General features: G+C 68.0%; 24 protein-coding genes. 9 read left to right on the top strand and 15 right to left on the bottom strand.

Annotated features, from left to right (window positions below):
- Positions 1 to 17: 17 nt before the first annotated feature.
- Together KIN34_RS14505 and KIN34_RS14500 are read right to left on the bottom strand one after the other, a co-directional pair.
- Complete coding sequence (locus KIN34_RS14505; RefSeq protein ID WP_214352493.1) at positions 18 to 1,538, bottom strand: recombinase family protein; 1,521 nt, start codon at positions 1,536 to 1,538, stop codon at positions 18 to 20.
- 1,207 nt (positions 1,539 to 2,745) lie between these two features.
- Positions 2,746 to 3,477 (bottom strand): hypothetical protein, encoded by a 732-nt coding sequence (locus KIN34_RS14500; protein ID WP_214352491.1) that lies wholly within the window; start codon positions 3,475 to 3,477, stop codon positions 2,746 to 2,748.
- A 161-nt stretch (positions 3,478 to 3,638) separates the two neighbouring features.
- On the opposite strand from KIN34_RS14500, the gene KIN34_RS14495 reads away from it, so the two are divergent.
- Positions 3,639 to 4,271 (top strand): hypothetical protein, encoded by a 633-nt coding sequence (locus KIN34_RS14495; protein WP_214352489.1) that lies wholly within the window; start codon positions 3,639 to 3,641, stop codon positions 4,269 to 4,271.
- Positions 4,272 to 4,332: 61 nt separating this feature from the next.
- Here KIN34_RS14495 and KIN34_RS14490 read toward each other — a convergent pair whose 3' ends face one another.
- From KIN34_RS14490 to KIN34_RS14480, 3 genes are all read right to left on the bottom strand, one after another.
- Positions 4,333 to 7,377, bottom strand: coding sequence for a prepilin-type N-terminal cleavage/methylation domain-containing protein (locus tag KIN34_RS14490; RefSeq protein ID WP_214352488.1), 3,045 nt, complete (start codon positions 7,375 to 7,377; stop codon positions 4,333 to 4,335).
- A gap of 249 nt (positions 7,378 to 7,626) precedes the next feature.
- Positions 7,627 to 8,424, bottom strand: coding sequence for a DUF2637 domain-containing protein (locus tag KIN34_RS14485; protein WP_214352486.1), 798 nt, complete (start codon positions 8,422 to 8,424; stop codon positions 7,627 to 7,629).
- Between the two features lie 53 nt (positions 8,425 to 8,477).
- On the bottom strand, positions 8,478 to 8,714 hold the full coding sequence (locus KIN34_RS14480; protein WP_214352484.1) for a hypothetical protein: 237 nt from the start codon (positions 8,712 to 8,714) through the stop codon (positions 8,478 to 8,480).
- 126 nt (positions 8,715 to 8,840) lie between these two features.
- Between KIN34_RS14480 and KIN34_RS14475 the strand changes: the two genes are divergently transcribed.
- Positions 8,841 to 9,134 (top strand): hypothetical protein, encoded by a 294-nt coding sequence (locus tag KIN34_RS14475; protein WP_214352482.1) that lies wholly within the window; start codon positions 8,841 to 8,843, stop codon positions 9,132 to 9,134.
- 289 nt (positions 9,135 to 9,423) lie between these two features.
- On the opposite strand, the gene KIN34_RS14470 is transcribed toward KIN34_RS14475, so the two are convergent.
- Positions 9,424 to 10,350, bottom strand: a complete 927-nt coding sequence (locus tag KIN34_RS14470; protein ID WP_214352481.1) for a hypothetical protein — start codon at positions 10,348 to 10,350, stop codon at positions 9,424 to 9,426.
- Positions 10,347 to 11,156, bottom strand: coding sequence for a DUF1883 domain-containing protein (locus tag KIN34_RS14465; RefSeq protein WP_214352479.1), 810 nt, complete (start codon positions 11,154 to 11,156; stop codon positions 10,347 to 10,349). Before KIN34_RS14465 ends, KIN34_RS14470 begins: the two co-directional genes overlap by 4 nt.
- A gap of 212 nt (positions 11,157 to 11,368) precedes the next feature.
- On the opposite strand from KIN34_RS14465, the gene KIN34_RS14460 reads away from it, so the two are divergent.
- Positions 11,369 to 11,683, top strand: coding sequence for a hypothetical protein (locus KIN34_RS14460; protein WP_214352477.1), 315 nt, complete (start codon positions 11,369 to 11,371; stop codon positions 11,681 to 11,683).
- A 139-nt stretch (positions 11,684 to 11,822) separates the two neighbouring features.
- On the top strand, positions 11,823 to 12,587 hold the full coding sequence (locus tag KIN34_RS14455) for a DUF8453 domain-containing protein (RefSeq protein ID WP_214352475.1): 765 nt from the start codon (positions 11,823 to 11,825) through the stop codon (positions 12,585 to 12,587).
- Positions 12,588 to 12,639: 52 nt separating this feature from the next.
- Here KIN34_RS14455 and KIN34_RS14450 read toward each other — a convergent pair whose 3' ends face one another.
- From KIN34_RS14450 to KIN34_RS14440, 3 genes are all read right to left on the bottom strand, one after another.
- On the bottom strand, positions 12,640 to 12,828 hold the full coding sequence (locus KIN34_RS14450; RefSeq protein WP_214352473.1) for a hypothetical protein: 189 nt from the start codon (positions 12,826 to 12,828) through the stop codon (positions 12,640 to 12,642).
- Positions 12,828 to 13,079: a hypothetical protein gene (locus KIN34_RS14445; RefSeq protein WP_214352472.1), complete on the bottom strand. Its 252-nt coding sequence runs from the start codon at positions 13,077 to 13,079 to the stop codon at positions 12,828 to 12,830. Before KIN34_RS14445 ends, KIN34_RS14450 begins: the two co-directional genes overlap by 1 nt.
- 173 nt (positions 13,080 to 13,252) lie before the next feature.
- A complete protein-coding gene (locus tag KIN34_RS14440) occupies positions 13,253 to 13,579 on the bottom strand; it encodes a histone-like nucleoid-structuring protein Lsr2 (protein WP_214352470.1) in 327 nt (108 codons plus the stop codon).
- Between the two features lie 809 nt (positions 13,580 to 14,388).
- Between KIN34_RS14440 and KIN34_RS14435 the strand changes: the two genes are divergently transcribed.
- Positions 14,389 to 15,342 (top strand): hypothetical protein, encoded by a 954-nt coding sequence (locus KIN34_RS14435; RefSeq protein WP_214352468.1) that lies wholly within the window; start codon positions 14,389 to 14,391, stop codon positions 15,340 to 15,342.
- 114 nt (positions 15,343 to 15,456) lie between these two features.
- Here KIN34_RS14435 and KIN34_RS14430 read toward each other — a convergent pair whose 3' ends face one another.
- From KIN34_RS14430 to KIN34_RS14410, 5 genes are all read right to left on the bottom strand, one after another.
- Entirely contained in the window at positions 15,457 to 16,251 is a 795-nt protein-coding gene (locus KIN34_RS14430) for a hypothetical protein (RefSeq protein ID WP_214352466.1), read from the bottom strand.
- 36 nt (positions 16,252 to 16,287) lie between these two features.
- On the bottom strand, positions 16,288 to 16,539 hold the full coding sequence (locus tag KIN34_RS14425; RefSeq protein ID WP_214352464.1) for a globin family protein: 252 nt from the start codon (positions 16,537 to 16,539) through the stop codon (positions 16,288 to 16,290).
- A 172-nt stretch (positions 16,540 to 16,711) separates the two neighbouring features.
- Positions 16,712 to 17,413, bottom strand: a complete 702-nt coding sequence (locus KIN34_RS14420; RefSeq protein ID WP_214352462.1) for an HNH endonuclease — start codon at positions 17,411 to 17,413, stop codon at positions 16,712 to 16,714.
- A gap of 256 nt (positions 17,414 to 17,669) precedes the next feature.
- Positions 17,670 to 18,653 carry a helix-turn-helix domain-containing protein gene (locus KIN34_RS14415; RefSeq protein WP_214352461.1) on the bottom strand — a complete coding sequence of 328 codons (984 nt, stop codon included), beginning with the start codon at positions 18,651 to 18,653 and terminating at the stop codon, positions 17,670 to 17,672.
- An 80-nt stretch (positions 18,654 to 18,733) separates the two neighbouring features.
- Positions 18,734 to 18,976 (bottom strand): hypothetical protein, encoded by a 243-nt coding sequence (locus tag KIN34_RS14410; protein WP_214352459.1) that lies wholly within the window; start codon positions 18,974 to 18,976, stop codon positions 18,734 to 18,736.
- A 965-nt stretch (positions 18,977 to 19,941) separates the two neighbouring features.
- Between KIN34_RS14410 and KIN34_RS14405 the strand changes: the two genes are divergently transcribed.
- The 4 genes from KIN34_RS14405 (at position 19,942) to KIN34_RS14390 (ending at position 22,500) form a co-directional block, all read left to right on the top strand.
- Positions 19,942 to 20,247: a hypothetical protein gene (locus KIN34_RS14405; RefSeq protein ID WP_214352457.1), complete on the top strand. Its 306-nt coding sequence runs from the start codon at positions 19,942 to 19,944 to the stop codon at positions 20,245 to 20,247.
- 50 nt (positions 20,248 to 20,297) lie between these two features.
- Positions 20,298 to 21,005, top strand: coding sequence for a hypothetical protein (locus KIN34_RS14400; RefSeq protein ID WP_214352455.1), 708 nt, complete (start codon positions 20,298 to 20,300; stop codon positions 21,003 to 21,005).
- On the top strand, positions 21,002 to 22,156 hold the full coding sequence (locus tag KIN34_RS14395) for a PD-(D/E)XK nuclease family protein (protein ID WP_214352453.1): 1,155 nt from the start codon (positions 21,002 to 21,004) through the stop codon (positions 22,154 to 22,156). The genes KIN34_RS14400 and KIN34_RS14395 overlap by 4 nt, the downstream gene beginning before the upstream one ends.
- A 74-nt stretch (positions 22,157 to 22,230) precedes the next feature.
- Positions 22,231 to 22,500: an Lsr2 family DNA-binding protein gene (locus KIN34_RS14390; RefSeq protein WP_214352451.1), complete on the top strand. Its 270-nt coding sequence runs from the start codon at positions 22,231 to 22,233 to the stop codon at positions 22,498 to 22,500.
- The last annotated feature ends 3 nt before the right edge of the window (positions 22,501 to 22,503 follow it).

Raw genomic sequence — 22,503 nt, 5'->3', positions numbered from 1 at the left:
CGAGTCTCGCACCCGGGTCAACCTGCGGCCGCGACCGGCACGAGCTCGACCCGACTCGGGTCCCAGCGTCTCTGCCCCTTGACGCGTGCCGGGTGGAGTCGGACGACGAAGAGCCCTTTGACGACCGCACGCTGGTCTTCGAGCGGGAGCGTGGACCAGGCGGCGGCTACATCGTCGGCGTCAGCGAGGCGAAGGGCTGGTGAGCCTGATGCGCGCCGGACAGGGACCTGGGCGCGCGCCTCAGCCAGTCGGTCTCGCACCTTCCCGGCGGCGAGCTTGTACGCGGCGGCGTCAGTGGTGCCGTCGGCGAACGCCTCTGCGAGCGATTCGAGTCGTGCTTCGAGTTCCGTAACGCGCACTCGTGCGGCGGCGCGGTCGAGTTCGGATGAACGCGTCGAACCACGCAATGCCACGATGGAGGCCGGGTTTGTGAGCGTCCCAATGACTGCCTGAGTCACGAGGTCATCCACAGGTGGTGCCTGGATGTACACGCCACGGCAGCCTGCGGCGTCGCACTGGTATGCGGGGTACCGGATGGCCGAGCCGTTCCTGGGTCGCTGGTTCGCGAACCTCACCGGGGAGCCGCACCGCGCACACACGGCAATGTGCGAGAGCAGGTGCACGGGCTGCACTCCCCTGTGCAGCACGCGCGACGGGTCCGCGAGGATGTCCAGGATTCGCCGGCGCTCGTCGAGGCTGATGATGCCGTCCCAGGACGCGTCGTAGAACTGACGGACGCCGTCCCTGGTGTGCTGTCGAAGGCCAGCGATAGACGGCGAGCGGAGCACCTGGCCGACCGTCGCGGCCGTCCAACCGCGGGACCGTGACGGGTCCCGTGGGGGCTTGGGCATCGCGATGCCTCGGCGGTGCATGTCGAGGGCGAGTTGGCTGAGGGACTCTCCGGCAAGAAACCTGTCCGCGAGCTCGCGCACGAGCGGCCCAGTCTCGGGGTCAGGCTCTTGCCCGAGCAGCCACCCGCGACGGTCGTCGTAGATACGCCGGTAGCCCCACGGAACGGGCCCGGAAGGGCGGCCGTGCTCGGCATCGTGCAACTTTGCCCGGAGTGCCCGCTCGGAGGTCCGGTCCGCTTCGTACTGCGCTTCGACGGAGTCGGACGCGACCCTGCGTCGGTCTCCGGCCTTCGTGAGGTCGTAGGTGTCCCCCTGGTAAGCGAGCAGCACTCGGCGCTCGCGGAGGATCTTCTCGAGCGCGACGTACACCGCGAGGTCGCGTGTGGCACGCGACCACTCCCACATGAGCAGGACGTCGACGTCACCGGCCGCGATGCGGTCGACGACCTCCTGCCAACCTTCGCGTTCACGCTTCGCACGTGTAGATGCTGAGCGGTCGTCATCGACGACGGCGTCGACGACGAGCCAGCCGCGGTACGCAGCTTCCCGCTCGCAGTAGTCACGCTGGGACGCGGTCGACTTCCCTCGCCGGCCAGGGTCGTGTGATGTCCGGGCGTAGATGAGGGCACGCAGCGGGGTCGCGTCGTCCTGCGGGAGGTCCCGGACCGCTCGCAGGTGAGTGACCATGCGGTCGAGCGTACCTCTACGTGTTGCTACTACGTGCAAGCTTACGCAGCGGTGTCGTCTGCGGCTCGGCCCTGTGCGGCTTCAGCAAGGTTCCGAATGAGCCGCGCTTGTGCGGCCGTGAGCGACGGCAGGTTCAGGCTTGCGATGTAGGCGGCGTTCGCGGCGGCGATGTCTGCTGGTACGGCCCGACGGGTCGGGCTCGCACCCGCCTGTCGGGTCCGTGGTGTCATGGGCACCACCGTACCGGTCGGGTCTGACAGGTTTAGGCCCCTGACCTGCAGGTTTGCACGCTAGCGTGCTACTTTGCTCCCGATAGATGCCTGTCTATACGTTGCAGTCCGATATCTCCCGCAGAACGTGTGACCAAGGCCACATCGCGCGACATGTGAGTTGCGCCTGCTCGAACGCATGTTCGACTTCGGCGTGCGCTTTCGACATGTCCGCCACCGCTCCCAGCCATTCCGACGGTCGGCCCATATGGGCGCGCGTATAGAGCGGCTGGCTCTGCCGCCCACCAGCCGCCTGCGCGGCTTGCGGCACCCCGTGACCTACCCACGGCCCTGCGGACGGGTGTCGCGACGTTGCACTATGGAGCCTGACCACGGTCCCCGTGGCGCACAGCAGCGACTCGCGCGTCGCTGCTGTGCCAGCGTCAACCCTTCCCGAGGCCCGGGAGCCCACCGGAAACGGACCGTACCGATGACGTCCCGGGTCGGTCCGAGTTGGTCGTGGGCGCCTGCCACTTGCCCTCACCAGCGCGAGCAGCAGCAGCGGCGTCAAGGGCGGCTTGGCGCCGGTCCGCTGCGAGGGCGCGGAGACGACGTACTCGAGCACCCTTTGACTCGACGGGGCGTTTCGGGCGTCGAGTTCGCTCGACCGCCGTCTCGGCTGGCACGAAGCTGTCCTCCTCCCGCGTGGTCTCAGACCCGTCGCGGTCAACTCGCTGTGCGGGTGTGACGACCACGATGTCGTCGAGGTCGCCTGCGAACCGCGACCGCGACCGTCGCCCCGGGTCGCTGCCGCTCGCGTCGCCTCGTTCCTGTTCGTCCATGCCGACCTCCACGAATCGAAACGCCCACGCGGCACCAACCCCCACATGCTTGCGGCCCGCCCCCCGGTTTCACCAGCAGGGGGGCGGACCGCAGCCCGTGACACCGGTCATCGGGACCGGCAGCGCCACCCCCAGGATAGGAGCCGCCCCGGACGGTCACCGCGTCTCGGTGGCGGCGCGAGCAGCAGCGAGCAGGCTGGCGATCTTCTGCCGGCTGTACCCGGTGGCGTCGAGCAGGTCCTCACGCGTTTCACCGGCTGCGAGGCGTGCGGCCAGCGAGCGGCCCTCGGCGACTCGGGCGGCACGCGCAGCTGCGGCCCGTTCAGCCTTCTTGGCAGCAATCTCGAGCTTCCGGGCGGCTCGCTCCTGAGCGCCCTGCTCACGGAGCGCGTCGAGCGCCATCTGACGCGACGGCGAAATGTAGTTGCGGTTGTTCTGCACGAGAGCCCGCACCCGCTGCGTCGAAACCCCGAGCTCGCGGGCAAGCTCCGCATGCGTTGCACCACGAGCCAGGCGTTCCCGCAGCAGCGCGGAACGTTTCCGACGCAGACGCCGCAGGTAACCGGCCTCCGGGTCGCTCAGGGCGCGGTCCACCGCGCTGAGCAGCAGCGTGCGTGCACGCAGGTCGCTGTCCGCCGTGCGCCGCCCATCCGTACGGGTCGCTGCCGTCAGGAGCGTGTCGAGGGCGGTCAGTGCGTGCCGAACCGCCCGCTCACGGGCCGCGTCAGTCGCGTCATCATCCGTAGGCGGCTGCGGCCAATGCGACCCCGGCGTGCCAGTCAGTGCCGGTTCCGACAGGTGCCCCAGCGGGTCCGTCATAGCCTCCACGAGCGCCGGCAGCCCACCCGCGAGCATGTCACGGTCCCATCGGTCAGTGCGGCTGGTCATCGGAGCTCCCTCAGGCTGTGCGGGCAGGTCTACCGCTCAGTCTACATGCCCCAAACGACAACACCCTATTGGCGATTCGGGCATGTGGTACACTTGTTCTAACGAACCGCCCCACCCGAAAGACTCACCCCCGCCGCACCACGGCCGAAAGGACGAACATCATGAAGACCAACCGCATCCCCGCCCTCGCCGTCGCCGGCATCCTCGCCATCACCCTCACCGCCTGCAGCGACACCAACACCCCCGCCCCGAGCACGCCCGCACCGGTCGCCGTCGAGTCGACGCCCGCCGCCACGGAGCCGACCACCCCGGCCCCTGTCGCGGACGAGCCGACCTGCCCGACGTTCACCGCCGGTGACCTCCTGGCCACCATGGGCGACATCACGTGCGCCGAGGACGCCGGTTTCATCGCCTACCGGCTCGCCGAGGGTGCCATCGTCGTCGACCCGGACGCCGACAAGATCCCCGCCGCAGTCCAGAAGGAACTCGCCGCGCCGGTCGCTCAGTCCATCAAGGACTACGGCCAGGAGGTCGGCGATGGCGCCGGCGTGTGGGCGGCGGCGCCGCAGGCGGCCGCGTCGATCTCGACGGAGCTCGGTCGGCCTGTCGCGGTTGTCGCCTCCTTTACGAATGACGATGGCGTGACGTTTGCCGCGTGGGGCTCTTCGGCGGCGGACGAACTCAACGCAGTGTCGGCGTCCACGTCTCACCAGAGCACCCTGGCGAAGACGAAGGCGTGGATCGCGGACCAGCCGAACGCGGACGAGTGGCTCATCATCGACGCGACCGTCTGACTCCACACACGACAGGAGCCCCGCACCGATCCTCTGGTGCGGGGCTCTCGTCTTGTGCCGCTTAGGGCACGTCCACGACCGGTCCGTACGCCCAGCCGGACGTTCCCGACGGGCCCACGGAGCGCACGCGCCACTGGAACTTGGACACGACGGTCTGACCGATACCGGTCGTGAACGTGTAGTTCGTTCCGTTCGAGGTGTCGTACGGCGAGTTCAGCGACCCACGCGACTGGTCACCACCCCAACCCGAGGCTAGGCCGCCTGGCTTGTTCCACGTCTGGATTTGCGCTTCGTAGCTCGACGCACCATTCACCGAGCAGAAGTTGACGATCGCCATCGTCACACCAGGACCACCCGCGTACTGCGCTGAGGACGTACAACCCGGTGCGGACGGAACCGGCGGCGGCGGAGACTTGATCGTGACCGTCGGGCACGCGTCGAACCCGGAGAAGTTCGTGTTGTAACCGTCGGTGTTGAAGTTACGGGCGTACCCGGTGTAGGAACCAGCGGTCAAGTTGTTGAATGTCTGCGTGCCGTTGTACACGGTGCCGGACGACCCGAGCTTGACCTGGTCACCGCCGCTGACACGGACCGAACCCGGAGCCGTGTCGTCCACAACAGTCGCGACACACGCGGGAACCCCAGGGGTCGGGAGCCGGGACGTGCTCGTCGACCCGGAGACCCACGCGTTGTTGAAACCGTCGCTGTTCGTAGCGGTCCACGAGAACGACGAGTTGTCCGCCAAGGGGTCGATCGTCTGTGCGCGCACACCCGTGTAGGTCGTGAACCCGAACTTGATGGACGACTCCGCGGCCAAGCCGTTGCCAGCGGTGAACGACACCCGCACCGACCGGGTCGTGATGCTGTCCGTCGAAGCGATCGGATCGTCGATCACGACAGTCGCGACATCGAGGGTGTCCGTCAGGTCGTTCACACCATCGGTGACGGTCGCAGTGACGCGGTAGGTCTTGTTGTCCGCGAGCGGGTCCCAGTACCAGGTGTTGTCCGCGGTGCACTGGGTGGTCGACGCCGGGTTGCACGCCCGGCCAGCACCGCTGTCCTCCCCGGCTAGTGGGGTGGACCCGTCACGGCGAGCCAGCGTCGGAGTCCGGACAGTTGCGTTGCCGCTGGTGACCTTCACCGAGATTGTGCGTGTGGTCTGCGCGAGGGTGCCGACCCATTCGGCGCGTCCCGTGGTCGTCATCCACAGAGCCTGGGTGGTCTTCGTCGTGCACGGCCCCCAGTCGGACCAGCCGCCGAAGGCGCTCGACGCGTTCCGGGTGCGGACCTTGAAGTCCTGGTCCTTGTCAGCGCGGAGCTTGTCAGCCGTCTTCTCGGTCTGCAGCGCGCCACCTGTCCACGTGACCGCGTTCCCGGGTGCTGCGGTACCGCCGGTTGCGTCGTACTCGGTCGCGTAGCTCGCCATGTCAGCGGGTACGACCGTGACCTTGGCTTGACGTGTCGTCAGATCGGTCACGGTGCAGCCAGGTACCGGGGGGCGTTGCAAGGCGTTCGCGGTGCCGTCTGACCATGGGGAGCAGCCTGAGTCGTTGCACGAACGGGCGCGGTACAGCGTCCGGTCACCCAGCGTTCGACCGGTGTGGGTGTATGTCGTCGCGGACGCGTTACGGCTGGTCAGGTCAGCCCATCCTTCGGAGGTCTCACGGCCTTGCAGGTCCCATGTGATGGTCCGTGAGGTCGCGGGTGTTCCACCGTTACCGGTCCACGACGTGCTCGGGGTCCACGTGATCGAGTTCGACGCGTTCGCGTTCGGGTCAGCGGTCACGTCCGGGGTCAACGGTGCGGTGACAGCACCGGCGCTCAGGCTCGAGTACGCGCGAGCTCCTTTCATCTGGAAACTGGCGGAGACGTTCGTGCCGAGCGGGGCGACGTCCGACCCGCGGATACCGGTCGTCCACCGCTGCTCCCACGTGTTGACGGCGACGACCCGGTACGGGTGGTCGTGGCCGTATCCGCTGCTGCCCCACCCGTAGGCGGCGGTGCTGTCGGTGAAGGTCCGGTTCGTCAGCCCGGTGCGGACCAGTGACCCGTCGCGGTACACGTCATAGCTGGTCGCACCGGACACAGCCGCCCATGTCACCGCGATGGACGTGGTGGAGCCGGTCGCGGTCGGTGCAGCGGCTTTCCCTGGTCGAAGGCCGGTCACGACCGAGTTCGACATCGCTTCACGGCCTGCGGCGTCCAGGGCTGCGACGACGTAGGACGCGGTCTGCCCGGCTGTCAGTGTCGTGTCGGTCCAGGTGGTTGTCGCGGGGTTCGCGATCTGGGCGACCAGGCGGAGCTTGGAGTCGCTGGCTGCACCGGTCGTCCACACGGTGCGGTACACGGCGTACCCGGTGGTGACGCTCGACGTGTTCGACCAACGAACTGACGGCTGGTCGTACCCTTCGACGGCGGTGTTCAGCTCGAGGACGGGGGCGGACACCGATTCGATTGCGCAGTCCGTTCCCTCCGCGCACCCGGTCACCTCGGCTCGTCCTTCGAACGCCTGCGACGAGCCGAGGGTTTGCGGCTCGATCAGGCCGGGCAGGTGCGTTTCGAGGTCCCAGTGGACGAGCTTGATGCTCGCGAGGTCCTCAACCGGGGTCGTCTTCGTGCGCCCGGACTCGCCCTTGTATGTGAACGTGTGCGTGCCTGTGTAGTAGCTCAACAGGAGTTCGGTCTTGGATTCTTCGGCGCCGGTCGTGACGCACTTCGCGCTGCCGAGCCACGTCGTGGTCACGCTGAGGGTCTGCGCTGTGGGGTCGACGACGTAGTCGCGCTTGATGCAGCGCAGGTCGTCGGTGGTGTCGGCGGTCTGCTCGTACACCCCATAGATGGTCAGGTGCTGATCTTCGGCGACCTCGATGCGTGACCCGCGCCCGACATCACGGATGAGCGCCTGCTGGACGTCCAGGGTCGCGTTCCACTGTGCTGCACGGTCTGGCAGGGCGTGCGCGTCGCGCTGTGCGACCCGCAGCGCCATCATGAAGCTCGCACCGACGACCGCGGTGATGAGCATGGCGACGAGCGCTTCGATGAGCGTGAAACCAGCATCACGGGCTGGTCTGGCGGCCCTTCCACGGGCCTTTTCTGTGAGGCCCATTTCGGACCACCTCCAACATTTTTGTGCGGTCCCGGTCGTGCCCTGTGCCAGACCGGGGGGTCTGGGGCCGGGCGGTGCGCGATCTCTCGCGGCAGGGCCACCGCCCGGCGATGCGAATCGTGTGGAGGTGGTCACACGAGCCGCAGTTTTTCGGGGCGTTTCGCCTCAGCCTTTTCGGCGAGCCGGTCAACGCCTTCCTGCATTGCTTCTATTCTATTTGTTGACCCGGACGCTCGGCTTTTCCGTCGCTCACACGCCGACCAGCGCACCCTGGTCGGTCACAGCACCGGCCTCGCGGGCAGCCGCAGCCCACCGGGTCCCCGTGGACGGCGGCACACCGACCGCCGCTGCGGCACCACGCGCCGACATCCCGGCAGCGAGCAGCGCCAGAAACTCCGCCCGCGCCTCCTCGCGTCCCGACCGGACCGTGCCCGTCGAGGCACTGACCGGGCGGACCGTCGGGGCGGGTGCTGTGGGTGCGACAGGAGTCGGGGTCGCCTGGGTGGTGGGTGCCGTCAGAGCGGGCAGGGTGGGCTGGACCTGCGCGCGGCGGCGGGAAGCGCGGCTCGGCGCCGGAACGTTCTCGTCCGGGCTCGCGATGACCGTCCGCGCCAAAAGCTCCGTCGTTACCAGAATCGCGATAGGAGCAGCGACGGCGATGAGGACGCCGACAGCCCGCTCGGGGCCGCTCGTCGAGGCAGCGAGCGCATGGACCGCGTTACCTGCCACCGACAGCGCAGCGAACGCGACCATTGCGACGGCCGCGATGCTCCGGCTGGCGCGGTCGTGGCGCTCCTTCGCGACCAGATATGCCAGTGACCCACCGATGAGCACGCCGTCGATGAACAATGGCACAAAGACGCGCTGGCCCTCCGCGACGTTCGCCCACCCCGCAGCAGCGATCAGACCTGTAAAGCTCACGACCACTGCGCACACCCAGATGCCGGCCAGGACGAGCGTCTGCACCACGAGCACAGCGATCGCGTCAGCAGGGATGCGGGCACGGTGCACGGTGGGATGAGCGGTCGTCTTGGGCTTGGTGATCATGGGCTCTCCTGCTGTCTGGGGCTGGTCTGGACGGCTGGTGCGGCGGCCGGTCGTCACGCCGCACCAGCCGTGGATTGGGAGCGCGCGTCCATGTAGCCGTAGGCCTGGTCCGTCCCGGTGTCCGGGTCTGACCAGATGCGACCGACGCCCGTCAGGACCGCGGTGGCGGTCTGGGTTCCGTCCGGGGCGACGAGCTCGGCTCGTGTCCCGATGTCGTGACTCAGGTCCGCCGGGGCGCCTACGGCGACGACCCGGCCGGAGCGCGTTCGCTTGGCGAGGTAGGTGTGCATGCCGGTCCTCCTGGTCTTCCCGGGCCACCGGAGCGGTGAGGTCGTCGGGCGTTAGAACGTTGTTGCGAGAAGTCAACATTCTATTCGCCCGGGCTGACAGTCAGCGTCAACGTTTAAAGTGGTTCCATGACGACACCGCAGACACCCCCGCCCGTCCATGTCGAGGGCTGGGCGACCATCGCCGAGCTCGCGCAGCGCTGGTCCTGCGCACCGTCCACGATCCGAATGGCGATGCGCCCCGGCGGATGGATGCCCCCGGCAGACGGTCGCATCGGCCGCGCCTACGCCTGGCGGGAAGCAAGCCTCGTCGCCATCGAACGCCCGGCGACTGGCCGTCCCGCAGGCGCGAAGGACAAGGCGCCCCGCGCCCGGCGCGCCAGGCGCGCCAACTCGCCCGATGGCACTCCGGACCCGTCATGAGCGCCCGGGACAGAGGTTTCGTGCCCGCCCCGCATCTGTCTCCCGCCCGCCGTTGGTGGGCTCACTTCCCGAGCCCGAGCCCAGCCGACCTGGACCGTCTCGCCCGCCTCGAGGTGGCGTGCTGGTCGGTCTTCCCGACGCGTCCCGTCCAGCTCGACGACGACCACCTGCGACGGCTCATCCTCGGCGAGCGGCTCAACCCCGGCGAATGCTCGTGTGTCGTTGAGCGGCTACGCGGGCTCATCGAGCAGGTAGAGCGGGACGCGGCGTAGGAGTCTTCGTCTGGCGACTACGCCCGCGCTTCGGTCTCTCGAATCGCCGCGTTCATGCGGTGCTGGCAACGGCGGTCGGTCGCGGTGCGAACGAACATCTCAGTGGCGTCGTTGCCGGAGCGCTCGAAGCCGAGACGGGAGAGCTGGTCGATTTCCAGTTGAAGTCCGGACAGATAGAGCGAGTCAAGGTCAGCCGACGCCACAACTTCGGACGCGTCCGGGCATCGGGCGTAGAGCGAACGGCGCGCGTCCCACAGGTCCGATACGTAGTCGTCCCAATGGCGTTTACCTGCCGCGGACAGCTTGCTCGGAGATGCCGCGCCGCCGGCACCCGCGTAAGGAACGAGGTAAGCAAGGAGCTTCGATAGGTGGTCCTGCGCGACGACGATGCGGCGAGCGAGCTCCGCGACATAATCGCCGGTCTCGACAAGCGCCAACGAAACGTCACAGTTGAGAACGTACAGAGAGTCCTCAAAGTGCTCCTGGCAGATCGAGTCGGTCGGTGGGTAGCCGAGAGCCCGCAAGTGCGTCTCGATGCGCGCTTCGTCAAGCGCGAGCGCTCCGAGGCACAGCATCTCCCACTGCCAGTTCGGGCCGGCCAGTCCGCGCCGTCCGCCCAGGTCCTCTCCACGATGGTTGAGCAGCGCGTGGCCGCCCTCGTGCGCGAGCAGCCGTTCGACCTCGCCAGGGTCGCGATGGCGGACCTCGCTGGTGTTCACGAAGACGACCGACTTCCCGTCCGAAGCCGGGATCGTGCGTGCCCCTACGACACCCGCACCCCGGCCGACGTTGTAGGACGCGTTGCCGGTGAAGCGTGCGACGTCTTCGCTGAAAGCATCGGTGAAGACGACGCACGTTTGGTCGGGGGCGCCGACGCGCTCGAGCCCCTCGGATGCGGCTCGCATTAGCAAAGCCGAGACGTTTCCGTGGATGTCGTACGTCACCAGAGCCCGCCCGAGCGCGCCTCGGTAACGAGTTCAGCGATCTCGTTCGCGATCTCATCGATCGAGACCATTGCCGTGTCCCGCGCGAGCTTGTCGGCGAGAGACGGGCTCTGCGCAGCCACGTCGGCGCGACCCACGCCGTGCCAGATCGGCAGGACGCTCTGCTTGCCCTCCACGGTGAGCGTCACGATGCCGTCAAGCTCGTACTGCGGCCAACCTTTCGAGAAGTACGCCTCGCTCAACACCACGGCCGCGAATCGGCTTGAGCGAAGCCCCTTGTCGATGTGACGGCGCAGGCTATCGCCGATGCGTAACTCCGCCTTGTCGAGCCAGACGGTCACACCTCGGTCTTGAAGCGCCTGCGCCAGTGGGATCGCGACGGCCGCCTTGTCCTCGGAGGCGTGCGAAACGAAGACGTCCCACGTCCGTCCGTCGAGGTCGTCAATGGTCGTCGGTGGCGCGGGTTCCCGAACGACCACACTGTCCGCCAGGGTTCGCATCGATGGGTTGCGATACACGGGCAGGTCGCCTCTCAGTGGTGGCTCGACGTGGACGGAGTGCCGGATCTGTCCGGACCCGCCGCCGAGGTCTATCGCCACGAACCAGTGGCCCGTTGACGGCACCGGAATCCGCACCGGGCTCTTGGTCGCTAGGCCGCCGTGGTAGTTGAACCGTCCGCCACGACCTGCGGCGTACGTGTGGTAGTTAGGTGAGTTCATCAGCAGGACGTTCGCGCGCTTGTTGAGAGTGACGACAACGGTCGAGCCCTTCGCGACGCGTCCCAAGTCGAACTTGAGGTGCTGCACGCCCAACCTCCCCGCAGAGCAGTGCGCGGGCGCACACCCGCCTGAGCAGGACCCTAGCGACCACCGACGACGTCGTGGACGCGCCCCGCGTTGGTGTCGTCCATGGCGGTGCGTGTGAGTCACCTGGGTCCTCGACGACGACCTCCCGTGCTGGCCGAAACCGTGTAGCGACTCGCATCCACGCCTCAATCGGCGCATCGTAGGCTCAGGCCATGGCTCGTAAGGACCGCACCATCGCGATCGGGCAGGCACGTGCAGCGCTCATCGTCGCTGCGACACGTCGAACCCTCCTCACCTACGGCGAGCTCGGCCTCGCGCTCGGACTCGACGGCGTCGCGCTGCGCAACGAGCTCCGGCACGTCCTCGACGACCTGTCGACGGACTGCATCGAACGAGACGAGCCATCCCTCGCCGCACTCGTCATCAACAAGGACACCGGCGAGCCCGGCTCAGGCTGGCGCGACGGCCCGGGAATCACCTGGCACGAGGAAGTCCGGGCCTGCTTCAACTACTGGCAGCCCGTCTGACCTACGACAGTCGCGACATCCGCGGCGGTCACTGCGGTTGAATGCCGCCATGAGACCGTCGAGGAACGCACTCATCGGTGGCGCCGTCGTCATCCTGGTAGCGGGCGCCGGCATCGGATACGCAGCCCACCCTTCGTCGATGGCACACCTGATACCGCGCACAGCCGACGAATGGACAGCACTTGCGACGTGGATCACGGTCGGTATCGCTGCCGTCGCCGCCTGGGTCGGACTCTCTCAGGCCGTCGAGGCGCGTGACCTGCGTATTGAGCAGGCCCAGCCGTACGTCGTCGCGACGATGGAACCGAACCCGTCAGGTCCAGAGACCATCGAGCTCGCGATCCGGAACACCGGCAACACCCCAGCTCGGAACGTCGTCGTCCAGTCGACACCGCCGCTTCGTGCAACCGGAGACGGGGACGCCGTTCGAGATGTCTGGCTTCCGGACTCGATCCCGTACCTCGCGCCGCGCCAGGAATGGCGAACGAGTTGGGACTTCGCGGGCGCGCGGCTCAGCCACCCCGCGCTCAAGGATGAGGACCGCCATGACCTCGCTATCCAGTTCGACGGAATCCCTGGCACGCCACGTCAGACGACGACCGCAGTGCTCGACTGGGCCGCGCACAAGGGCCGCGCTTACCTCGAGCGCAAGACGCTGCACCACGCCGCGACAGCCTTGATGCGGGTCAGCACGACCCTCGAGAAGTGGACCGACAGCCCAAGGGGCGGCCTCGCAGTGTTTACGCGAGACGGCGACGCGAAGGATGAGCGACGTAGCGAGCAGCATGCAAAACTCCAGCGACAGCACCAACGCGTTGTGGAGCGACTCGAAGCCGAGCGCGCCGAAGATAGCGACGGCCCGCCCACGACACCCGGTTTTGAGCCGACCGGCGACACCACCTGAGCAGAAGACCCCGCCAGAATCCTGCCTGGCGGGGTCTTCTCGTGGGCTGGCTCTACGCTTTGCCGTCGATGAGCTTGATGATCGCAGCGGAGCGGGCTTCGCGTGCCGCGACGCGCTTCGCGGCCTTCACGGCGTACTCACCACCCGGTGCGAGCTTCGTCCGCAGCGCCTCGAACTGGACCCGCTCCTGCGCAGTAAGAGCGCGGTGCCTCCGGCCGGCCTTCTGGTCGTCCTGTGCCATCACTCCTCCTCCGGGTCGGTTGGCGCGTACGCCCTCGATGCTACGGCCACCAGGGCAACAGCGACAGGGTGTGGGGCTGTCTCACCGAGCGCGTCCAGCACAACGAGTGCGTTCGCTGGGTCCAGCTCGTCGAGACGCCCCTGCAGTGCTTCGTGCTGCTGCCACCATGCTGCGAAGTCGCGGTCCTCGACGGCAGCGACACGCACGAGCTCAGCAGCCCTCTCGGCACTGCGCCGCTGCTTGCGTGCCATCCGCCTGTCAGCTCTGATGCGCCGATTTACACCGCAGAGGGCGAAGCCGGCAGCGAGCGCGGCCATGAGGCCCGCGAACGCGGCTGACGTTGTGAACGCCTCGAGCCAGTTGCTGGGCTCCCATCCGCTGGCTGCAACTGGCGCTGCGGCTCTGCACAGCACGGCGTGCATGGTCAGTGCGCCGCCCGGTAGGCGTCCTGGATGGTCTGCGGGATACGACCACGCGCAGGAACGCTGTGCCCGTTAGCGACGGCCCACGCCCGAATGTCTGCCGGGCTACCAGCCCCGGTGGAACGAGAACGGCGCCGCGTCGCAGGGCGCCCGCCAGCGACCTTCCGGCCGTGCCCGATCCACGTAGCGAGCGTGGCGCGGAGCTCGACAGCTTCCGCTGTCGTCAGGTCCGCCTCGTAGGCGACTCCGTCGAGCGCGAAAGTCACGGTTTCATCAGCGGGCTCGCCGCTGATGTCCGACGTCAGCGTGACCAGAATCTTCTGTGCCATATGTGGCCCCGGTCCTTGTACGAATGAAGTCGCGTTGAGCGTAGCGGCTGTCGTAGCGTCAGTCGACCTTGTAGACGCGAAAAGCGAACCCTGCTCCGATGGCGACTTCGTGCTTACACACGACCCGCGCGTGGATGTCTGTCGGGGCCGCTTTCGACTGCGCCGTCGCTGCCAATCTGCGACCGATGCGCGCGTCGCCGCAGTCGGATGACCCAGCAACGCGACGTGTGGGGCGCGTCGCCCGCCCCGCCTCGACCCGGTCACGCCTCGCCCCGGTGAGTCACACCCCTGCCCCGCCCCGTCTCGCACCGCCCCGCCCCGTCCCGTCCCGTCACGGTGCGACCCGCGCACCCCGCCCTGTGGGTCACGACTGCGGGGCGACCCATCACCTGACAGGGCACGAACCGTGGCGCGGTCCCCGAGGAGCAGCACCCGCTGCACCACCACCCCGCCGGGCACGTCCACGCCACGAACCGAACCGAACCGAACCGGGCCGGGTCGTGACGACGCCACGAACCGCGACGACACGACACGAGACGAGACGAGACGAGACGCGGCACGAGCGAAGCGAAGAGCGGCGCCCGAAGGGCGTGCAGCATTACGAGAGTCTCCACCTACCGGGTGCTCCAGCATTCGTGTGGGACTTTGATGGCGTTTCCGCAGGTGAAGGCGCCATTCAGCTTCGTCCATCGCTGTGCCCACTGGGTGGGCGCCGTGGTGGGCACGACGGTTCCGGCTTGCTGTAGCTCGGTGCACCTATCGTGGCTACGTAACCGCCGTATGAAAATATCCAGAAAGGCACCGGCACCATGGCACCTCGGCACCAGTTGACAAGGCTCGATATCGAACTGCTCCGCCTGCTCACCCGCGCGGGATACATTCGCCCCGATGCGTGCGTGGGGCATCTGGGCGCTTCCCCGTGGGGCATTCGGAAGTCCTTCCGGCGTTTGCAGGACGACCGGCTCGTTCGGGCCGTGCCTGTCGCGCTCGACCTTCACGACTCACACGGTGTGCTGCGCGCCACCGTCGCGACCGTATGGACCGCCACCGGGCGTGGGGCGCGCATCCTCGACCCGCACGTCGTACCGGGCACTGACGCACACGTCCAGCTCGGTGCACCGAAGGTGTCCCGGTCCATGGCGCAGCACACTGTCGGCGCCTCCGCCCTCGCCGCCGCGTACCGGAGGGCCGGCTTCCAGGTCGCCTTCGAGCGGGACATCCGCACCTTGGAGCAGCCGAGCGCCATCGGCGGCCGCCCGGTCCAGACCGTTAGTGCGTGGACCGTCCAAGTCGGAATCGGGATGCGAGGCGTCCGTCCGCCGGACCTCGGCCTCGTCGACCCCGCCGGCACCCGTTGGGCCTGCGAGCTGGAGCGCACCACCAACCGGAAGGCCGCCGATTACCGCGACATCGTGATGGCGTGGCATGCCGCCGGCCTCGGGCAGGTGTGGCACGTCCAGCGCGAGAAGGCCTGGCGCGAGCTCATCGCGGGCGTCCAAGCCGCTGGCCTTCAGTGGGGTCCCTCCCCAGCACCCGGGGTCAACATGACCGTCGACGGGCGTGTACGCGTCACCGGCTGGGCACCCGGGCGCATCCTCGCCGGCCCGGCCAGCTGGGCATGGGAACAGAACAGCACCACGCGCCCGCCCGCCGGGTTCCGCACACCGACTGAACCCTTCGTCCTCGACAGCTGGCGGCAGGGCACTGTCGTCGACCCCCACGCGCCACTCTGGGAACCCAACCGCGAACTACGGGCCGCCTGACGTGTTCCGCCTACTACTGAGCCCCGGTGTCCGCAGAGGCCGGGGCTCAGTTGATCATTGCTCGACACGCCTAGCGTCACCAGAGTCGCGCGCCGTGCACGGGAGCGGCGAGGTTCAGAACGGATGCCCCGTCCATCCGCTCTTGACCTCCGCTGCAGCCGGGGTTCCCGCCAGGAGTTCGCCCCACCCGGCCTGCTTCATGGCCGCCTTCCACCGCAAAGGCCGCGACGTGCCAGGGATCATCGTCGAGAGTCCGTGCGTGGTCAGGACCGCGACCTGGACGACCATGCTCATCGCATTGCGCGCATGGTGTGACTGCAATGAGAGCTTCTGTGTGGACGTCACCTCCACAACTCCAGGGGTCGACTTGGGTGCACTTGCCTTGTCCTGATGCGCGAAGCCGTGCCGAACCTGAACCATCGCGTCGAGTGCCCGTGCGGCGGCGTCTGCCTTGTAGCTGATTGTTGTTCCGCGCCAGCGTGTCCCAGAACCGACCTCCGCCCACGATGCGTCGAGCAGGAGGTCCCAATCAGGGCGCGGGTCGTACCGGAAGATCGTCCAGAAGAGTTTTGCGATGTTGTTCGAGTTTGGCGTCTGGACCATCCCTCGTGTCCCGGCAATCGCGTACCACTGCGCTGGCGGCACTGCGCCCGGTACGAGGGGCTGGGCTCGGAGCGCGAGGTCCTCACAGAAGGCCTCGAGCGCACCAACGGCTGCGACGACGACCGCGCGGTTGAGGGACTTGTGAGTTACCGGAGGCGACCCCGCGCCAGTCTTGTTCCCAGCGGCCCGGCGGGCTCGAGTCAGCGCGGCGTTCCGTTCCTCGACGACTTCGAAGAGATGTCCCGCGTCGCCCAGGTACTCGGGCAGATAATCGAGTGACTCCTGAAGCGGATGCGGCGGCGCCATGAGTTGACGGTAGCGGTGAGGGAGCGGGCTTCGCCGCTACGGACGCCTCACAATCGACCAGAGCACCGCTCTCGGGTCGTCTGGCAACGGCATCGAGACGGCCCCGAATGCGTCGATGAACTTCTGAATGTGCGCCTCGTCCCACTCCTCGCTCACCAACCCGAGGAAGGTCGCCGTCCACCCCACGACGCGCTCGTCCCCGAGGTCGACACCGCCCCACTCGGCCTGCCTCCGCGCGAGCCGCGTCGCCGCGTCGAGCAGGCCGTCGAGGTCCTGGCTGTCCGTCACGACGCACCTGCCCGCGCGGCTCGTACACGGCCCGTAGACGGCCTGGAAGCGGTCCGTACGGGGCGGCGTCGGGTCGGGTTGGTCTCGGCCGTTACGGAGGCCTGTGCACGCGCCAGCCGCCCTGCTCGTGCGACCGAGAGGGCAGCTGGCGACGGCGTGGTAGTGGGGAACATCAGGCTGCCTGGGCGTCAACGTGGCGGCGGCGCGTCTCGAGGTCGACGTCGAGCGTCAACGCGCCCTGGCTGTAGGCCTCCTGCTCGCGGAGGCGGGCTTCGAAGCCCGCCTGGATGTTCTCGGCGCGGCTGATGAGGCGCAAGTGCGAGATCTCGCAGCAGCGGCGGACCCGACAACGATGGTCGACGGTGAGGTCTTGCGTCTCGTCGATCGGGCCGTACGCGTCCTCCCAGACCACCCGGTGCACGTAGCGGGTAACGCCAGCGCGGGCGACCTTGGCGTAGCCGTCTCCAGAGAGATGCCCGGTCCAGAGGCGGTGTCCGTCCTCGTCGCGGACGGTCATAGCGTCCAGGAGGTCGCTGAGCGTCTTCGCGCGTGGTCGGCGTGGTGGTGGGCCGCCCAGGTCTGTGCGTCCCGCTCGGACCATCTGGGCGTGTCCGGCGCACAGGTGGTCCCGGCCGGCCGTTGCTGGTCGCGGGCACCGTGGGATACGGCATGGCGTCTTTGCTCGTGCGGTGTCCTGCCCCGCCTCCCACGTGAGGACGTCGTCCATCTCGTACCACGTGCGCCCGCGCAGCTTCCTGCCTTCGGGGGCACGGCCGTTCGAGCGCCACAGGTGCACCGTGTGCGAGGTCACGCCGTGCCGCAGCGCGAGTTCGGCGGTTGAGAGGTAGGCCTTCCCGTCAATCTGAATGGTCATCGCGGTACCTATCTACTTGTTTCGATACGCCGCAAATCGGGCATATCAAAACGGTACCTCCTCGGATATACAGAAAGCGGCGGTACATGTACGGCCCGGCTTTACGTGTAGACATTCGCCTAACGTCTATACGCAAATGCACCCTCTGCACGCCACCGTGCTAACCCAGCCACGCACCCAACCCCTCGCACCGGCACAAACTGAAACGCCCCGCCTGACGAATCGAGGCGGGGCGTTCGGGACGGGCGCGGGATGGTCAGGCGCTCCGCAGTGCGTCGACCTGCGCACGGAGCGCCGGAGGCATCGGCACCGAGCGCGCACGCGGCGCGCTGTCGTCGGGCGCAGCGGTCGCCCCATCCTCATTGAGCCACGCGGGCGGGTCCTGCGGCGCGAGCCCTTGTTCGTCCGGTGAGGCATCGGGCACAACCTGCAGGTACGGATACTCGACCGGCGGCGGCAACAGTTCCTCCAGGCGTCCGGCGTTCACGAACTCGTCGATGGCACGCCTGGACTGCGCCGCGCCGGCACCCAGCGATGCGACGACCTCCGCGGCGAACGCGTCCGGGTTCTCCACGCCACGCGTCGCCGCCGCGTCCCTGATGCGGCCCTTCGACTTGCGCTTTGCGGCGGCGTTCTCGCGGAAGCTCTTGTAGACCGGGATGTCTGCCGGGGCGGTGCCGGTCAGGACAGCAAGGATGCGTCCGTCCGTCGCGTAGGCACCCGCGTGTGCCGCCTCGATATCCGCACGGGCCGTCTCGACGGCGAGGTCCGCGTCACGACGCAGGTCTGTGTCGTCGAACTCGGGCACGCTGTCACCGGTGTCGTCACGGACTCGCTTCGCGGATGCGGCACGGACCGCTTCCTCCTTCCACCGGTCCAACGCCGCACGCTCACCAATCACGTCGACCACGTAGTAGACGGTCGACGTCACGCCCTTGGTCCGGTCGTTGCGCTGACCGGGGTAGATGAGGCCAGCAGCCTCCAGGTCGGACAGGGCGCGGCGGACCGACCGGGCGTCGACCGCGAGCGTGCCGGCCAGCGTGTCCTGCGATGGAAAGACGAGCCGGTCACCGGCCTTTTCCTTGATGTGCCAGAGGAGCCGCTCATAGGCGTATCGCTTCGTGACTGCGCTCGCGCCCGCCTTGGACGGTCGGAGCGCCTTGAACAGGTCGGCCGACGGCTCGCCCTTGACGCGCCTGTACTCGTAGTCGATGAACGCGTTGAGTGACTTGTTGCCCATGGTCTGCGATATCCTTGTCTCGTTCAGGTTCGAAGTTCTTGAAGGTCACGGCCCCCCCTCGCACGGCGGGGTTTCGTGTTTCAGGCGGCGGCGCTCTCGCGGTGCCGTCGGGCGGTAGCGAGGACCTCGTACACGCCGGAGCGTGCACGGTGGAGCCCGTCAGCGAGGACCAGTACCGGGCAGCCTTCTTCGTGAAGCTCGAGCACCGACTGCCGGTACTCGCTGGCGCTGATGCCGCCGTTAGCGCGGCGGTGGCTCAGTTCGGCGGCGGCTGCGAGCCAGGACAGTTCCTGGATGCGGCGGGTGCGCCGGTCTACGTTCATCGGGATGTCCTATCGGGTTGCTGCGACTGGTGTCGATTACCAGAGTAAGGAGCAACCTGGACAGAAAATGGCCTGGTTGATACCAAACACCCCAACACCGGGACGGCTCGTGACGCACATCACGCCGCTTGAGATACTTCGTTGCGATCCGGACACGCTGTCCGGGCGCCGCGAGTTCGTTGTTAAGAGACCTGCACGGTAGGTACCTGACGGATCTGAAAGTGAGTCCTTCGCGACGAAAGGCGGCTGGTGACTGACGAGTCGTTGCGCAAGTCCACCTTTGTCGTCAGGGCCGCCCAGTGCGCTTCAGCGCGCTGGACCCAAGCGCATCAGCGCGCGGGAGCGATTCCGGGCTCAGGGCGGAGCCTTCCCTGTTCTCTTCCCTGTTTGTAGGACAGCCTGCCCGCCCCATCGGACACGCTGTCCGCCCCCATCGGACACGCTGTCCGGATCGCAATAGGACAGGCTGTCCGGATCGCAAGCAATCGCGGTCTCGGAACGACGTCAGCGGCTGTCTGCGGACACTTGCGCGCGTAACCGGTGGAGGGCGGCGAGGCTGGCTCGCGTAGCAGCGGAAGCCGTCCGTGCGTCGCGCACTGCACGCTTTGGGGCTGTGGAAGCCGGGGCCGTCGCCTGCTCAGCTGCGCCGTTCATCCTGCTCGCCTCCTCAGCGTCCTGGTCGTCACGATCAGGGTAGGTGCTCGGCCAGACGCAGTCCCGACCGACCGAGCCCGCAGACGGCCGCCCTCACCTAGCCACCTACTCGACCCACCCGCCGAACCGCTCGTCCCGTCGCCGGCACGCCCACGTGACGACCGGGTCGTGGCGGAGCGGCGGCCAGGTGCCGCTGTGGTGGGCGCGGTGGCCCGGCCGGGTGTCAGGTCTTCAGGGCCGTCGCGCCGATGCCGATGTCCGACGTGGCACCGACCCTGGTGCTAACTGACGCGCAGAGAGGGAGCGACCCCGTGAGCAACCTCGGCCGCTACCAGGAGATCGTGACGGAGTCGGCCCGTGCTGGTGGCGTCGACAAGTTGATCAAGAGCATCGAGAGCGGCGCGGTCGCCAAGGCCACACCCGGGCTCGTAGGCAAGGGTGTCGGACTGGGCGTCCTGCTCGCGGGGACTGCCGGGGTCGCGGTGATCGCGAGCAAGCGAGCATGGGGCTCGCTCAGGGCAAGGCGGGTCGCCGGCGACGCCGCTTCGGCCGACCTCGCTGGCCTCGTGTCGGACAGCGAGTCCGAGTCCGACGAGCTCGAACGCGACGCCGAGTAGTTCCGGCGCGTGGGCGCCGCGAGAGACGCGCTTGCTGCAACGATCCTCGGATGCAGTGGTTGAACCGCCATCGGCGCCTCGTGTTCGGGCTCTGCGTGCTCGCCGCTGCCATCGCGGGGTGGGCGCTCGGTACTTGGTCGACCTGCGGCCCGACCTGCGCGTTCAACGTCACGCTGTTCGAGGCGTGGGGAACCTGGTTCGGTGCCATCGCGACGGCGGGAGCGCTCATCTACACCGCTCGAGCTGTTCGCGCCGAACTCGCCCGCCGCAACGCCGAACGCCACGACGCAGCCGCCGAACTCCTGGCGATCGCGATGACATGCACGCTTCGCTTGGCACCGAAAGGCCTCTCGAACGGCAGCTACACGCACTGTGCCGTCAGGTTCACCAACCGCACCGGACATGCCGTGCGGAACGTCGTCGTGCGCCTCGGCGACGATGTGCTCGACGGCGCCGCCCTGATCGCTCCGGGAGCCCAAGCGTGGGGCTTCAAGAGACCACTGACGGACTTGGGCCTTGGCCCCGCTCTTCCGGAAAGGTCGGCTGCGTCGACAATCCGAGATCAGCTTCAGCCCCGGTTGGTGTTCGAGTTCAGCCTGCGCGGTTCACGCTACGTGAGGCGGGGGCAGAACACGCAGCTGGCAAGTGACGCGATGCAGTCGTCTCATGCAGCAGGGCGGACGCGTTCGGCGTCGCACCAGCCCCCCGCGAGCGGCTCCGAGCGGTCGCGCCGGACACAGCAGATTGGCGGACGATGACGGACGGCCGCCTGCCGCACATCGAGTTCCTTGTCCCGGCCGCCAACGAGACCCGGTGGTGCGATGCTCTCGCGGCGCTTATCGCGACGGATCCGGCACCGATCGCTAGGTTCGTGGGAGAGGTCCCCGACGACGTGCTTCGTGAGGTCCCTATCCCGGCGGTCGCGGGTCGCGGACGGGATCGCCTCGACCTTCTCCTGTCCCGAGATGGTCGGCATGTCGCGGCGATCGAGGCGAAACTGTACGCGGACCTCAGCCCGGGCCAGCTGGCGCGCTACGCGGCAGGCTTCCCCGATGCGCGACGTCGGTTCGTGCTCCACCTCGCGGGTCTTCCTGTCCATCACGGGAGCGCACCCAGCTGGGAGTCGCTGACGTGGGAGTCCGTCCTCTCGGCGTACAGCCAGAGCGAGCATCCGTGGGTACGCGCGACCGCAGAGGCGTGGCTCGAGAAACTGCCGACGCTGGTCCCGCATGTCGGTCCCGAGACCGTGTGGAACGACGTGCCGGACAACGCGCCAGAGTTCGAACTCGCGCTGCGAGCGCGCACCGCCTGGCTCGCTCGTCGTATGGACACCTGGTGCAGCATCGAGCGCACGCTCGAGCAGTCATCCGGCGGTGGCGCTTGGGTCGTCGCGATGCGCGCGCCCATCACCGGCTCAGACCATGTCGTCTTCGCTGAGGTTCAGGAGGGCACGGCAGCGCCCGAGTGGCGGCCGACCGATGTGCCGTACCGCGAGCGGCTGAAAGGCCCGGTCGTGCTCGTCGGCCTTGCGCGCTTCGGGATCTACTCGTCCGAAGGGTTCGACTGGCCGCTCTTGCGTCGCGCCTTCGCGCCGTACGTCGCTAGTTCGGCTCTCGATGATGACCTCCGCTGGAGCACCACGTCGCCCAACCCGCGCGACCCAGTCGACCGTCAGCAGTGGAAGGCGATCGTCGACGACGGCGCCCCGACGTGGCTCGGTAAGGGCTACGGCATGGCGACGGCACGGACGCACGGGGTGTGCGCCTTCGGCGCGCGCATCGACCTACCGCCGTCCTCGACCCTCGAATACGTCGATGGCGTGCTTCAGCGTCTCGAGTCACTCGTTCTCGCGATGGCGACAACCGCCGCGCCGGCACCGCCCCCGTCGGCTAGCTGGGGCACCCTCTAGGTGTTCGTCGCGGCGCCCTCACCTCTGGCTCTCTGCGAGCCGCTTGCGGTGGCCGCGCGTATGCTCCCGGGGCTATGACTTGCTCGTTCGAAGGATGCGACAACGCCCTGGGCAACAAGGGCGGCAAGGGTATGGGCCTGTGCGTCTCGCACTACGTGCAACTTCGACGCGGCGGAGAGCTGAAGCCTCTGGCGAAGCGGGCACCCAAGGGCTCGCCCGACGCGAGAACGTACAAGCCCGGTCGCAGCGCCGCGATCCGCGCGTGGGCGCGGGATCAGGGCTACGACGTCTCGCCGCGTGGCCCGATACCTGAGCACATCGAGCTGGAGTACATGGCGCAGTAGTTC

It is taken from the genome of Cellulomonas fulva (assembly GCF_018531375.1).
GTDB classification, from domain to species: Bacteria; Actinomycetota; Actinomycetes; order Actinomycetales; family Cellulomonadaceae; genus Cellulomonas; species Cellulomonas fulva.
The sequence above is the reverse complement of the archived record's forward strand: the minus strand, read 5'-3'. Positions and strand labels throughout refer to the sequence as shown.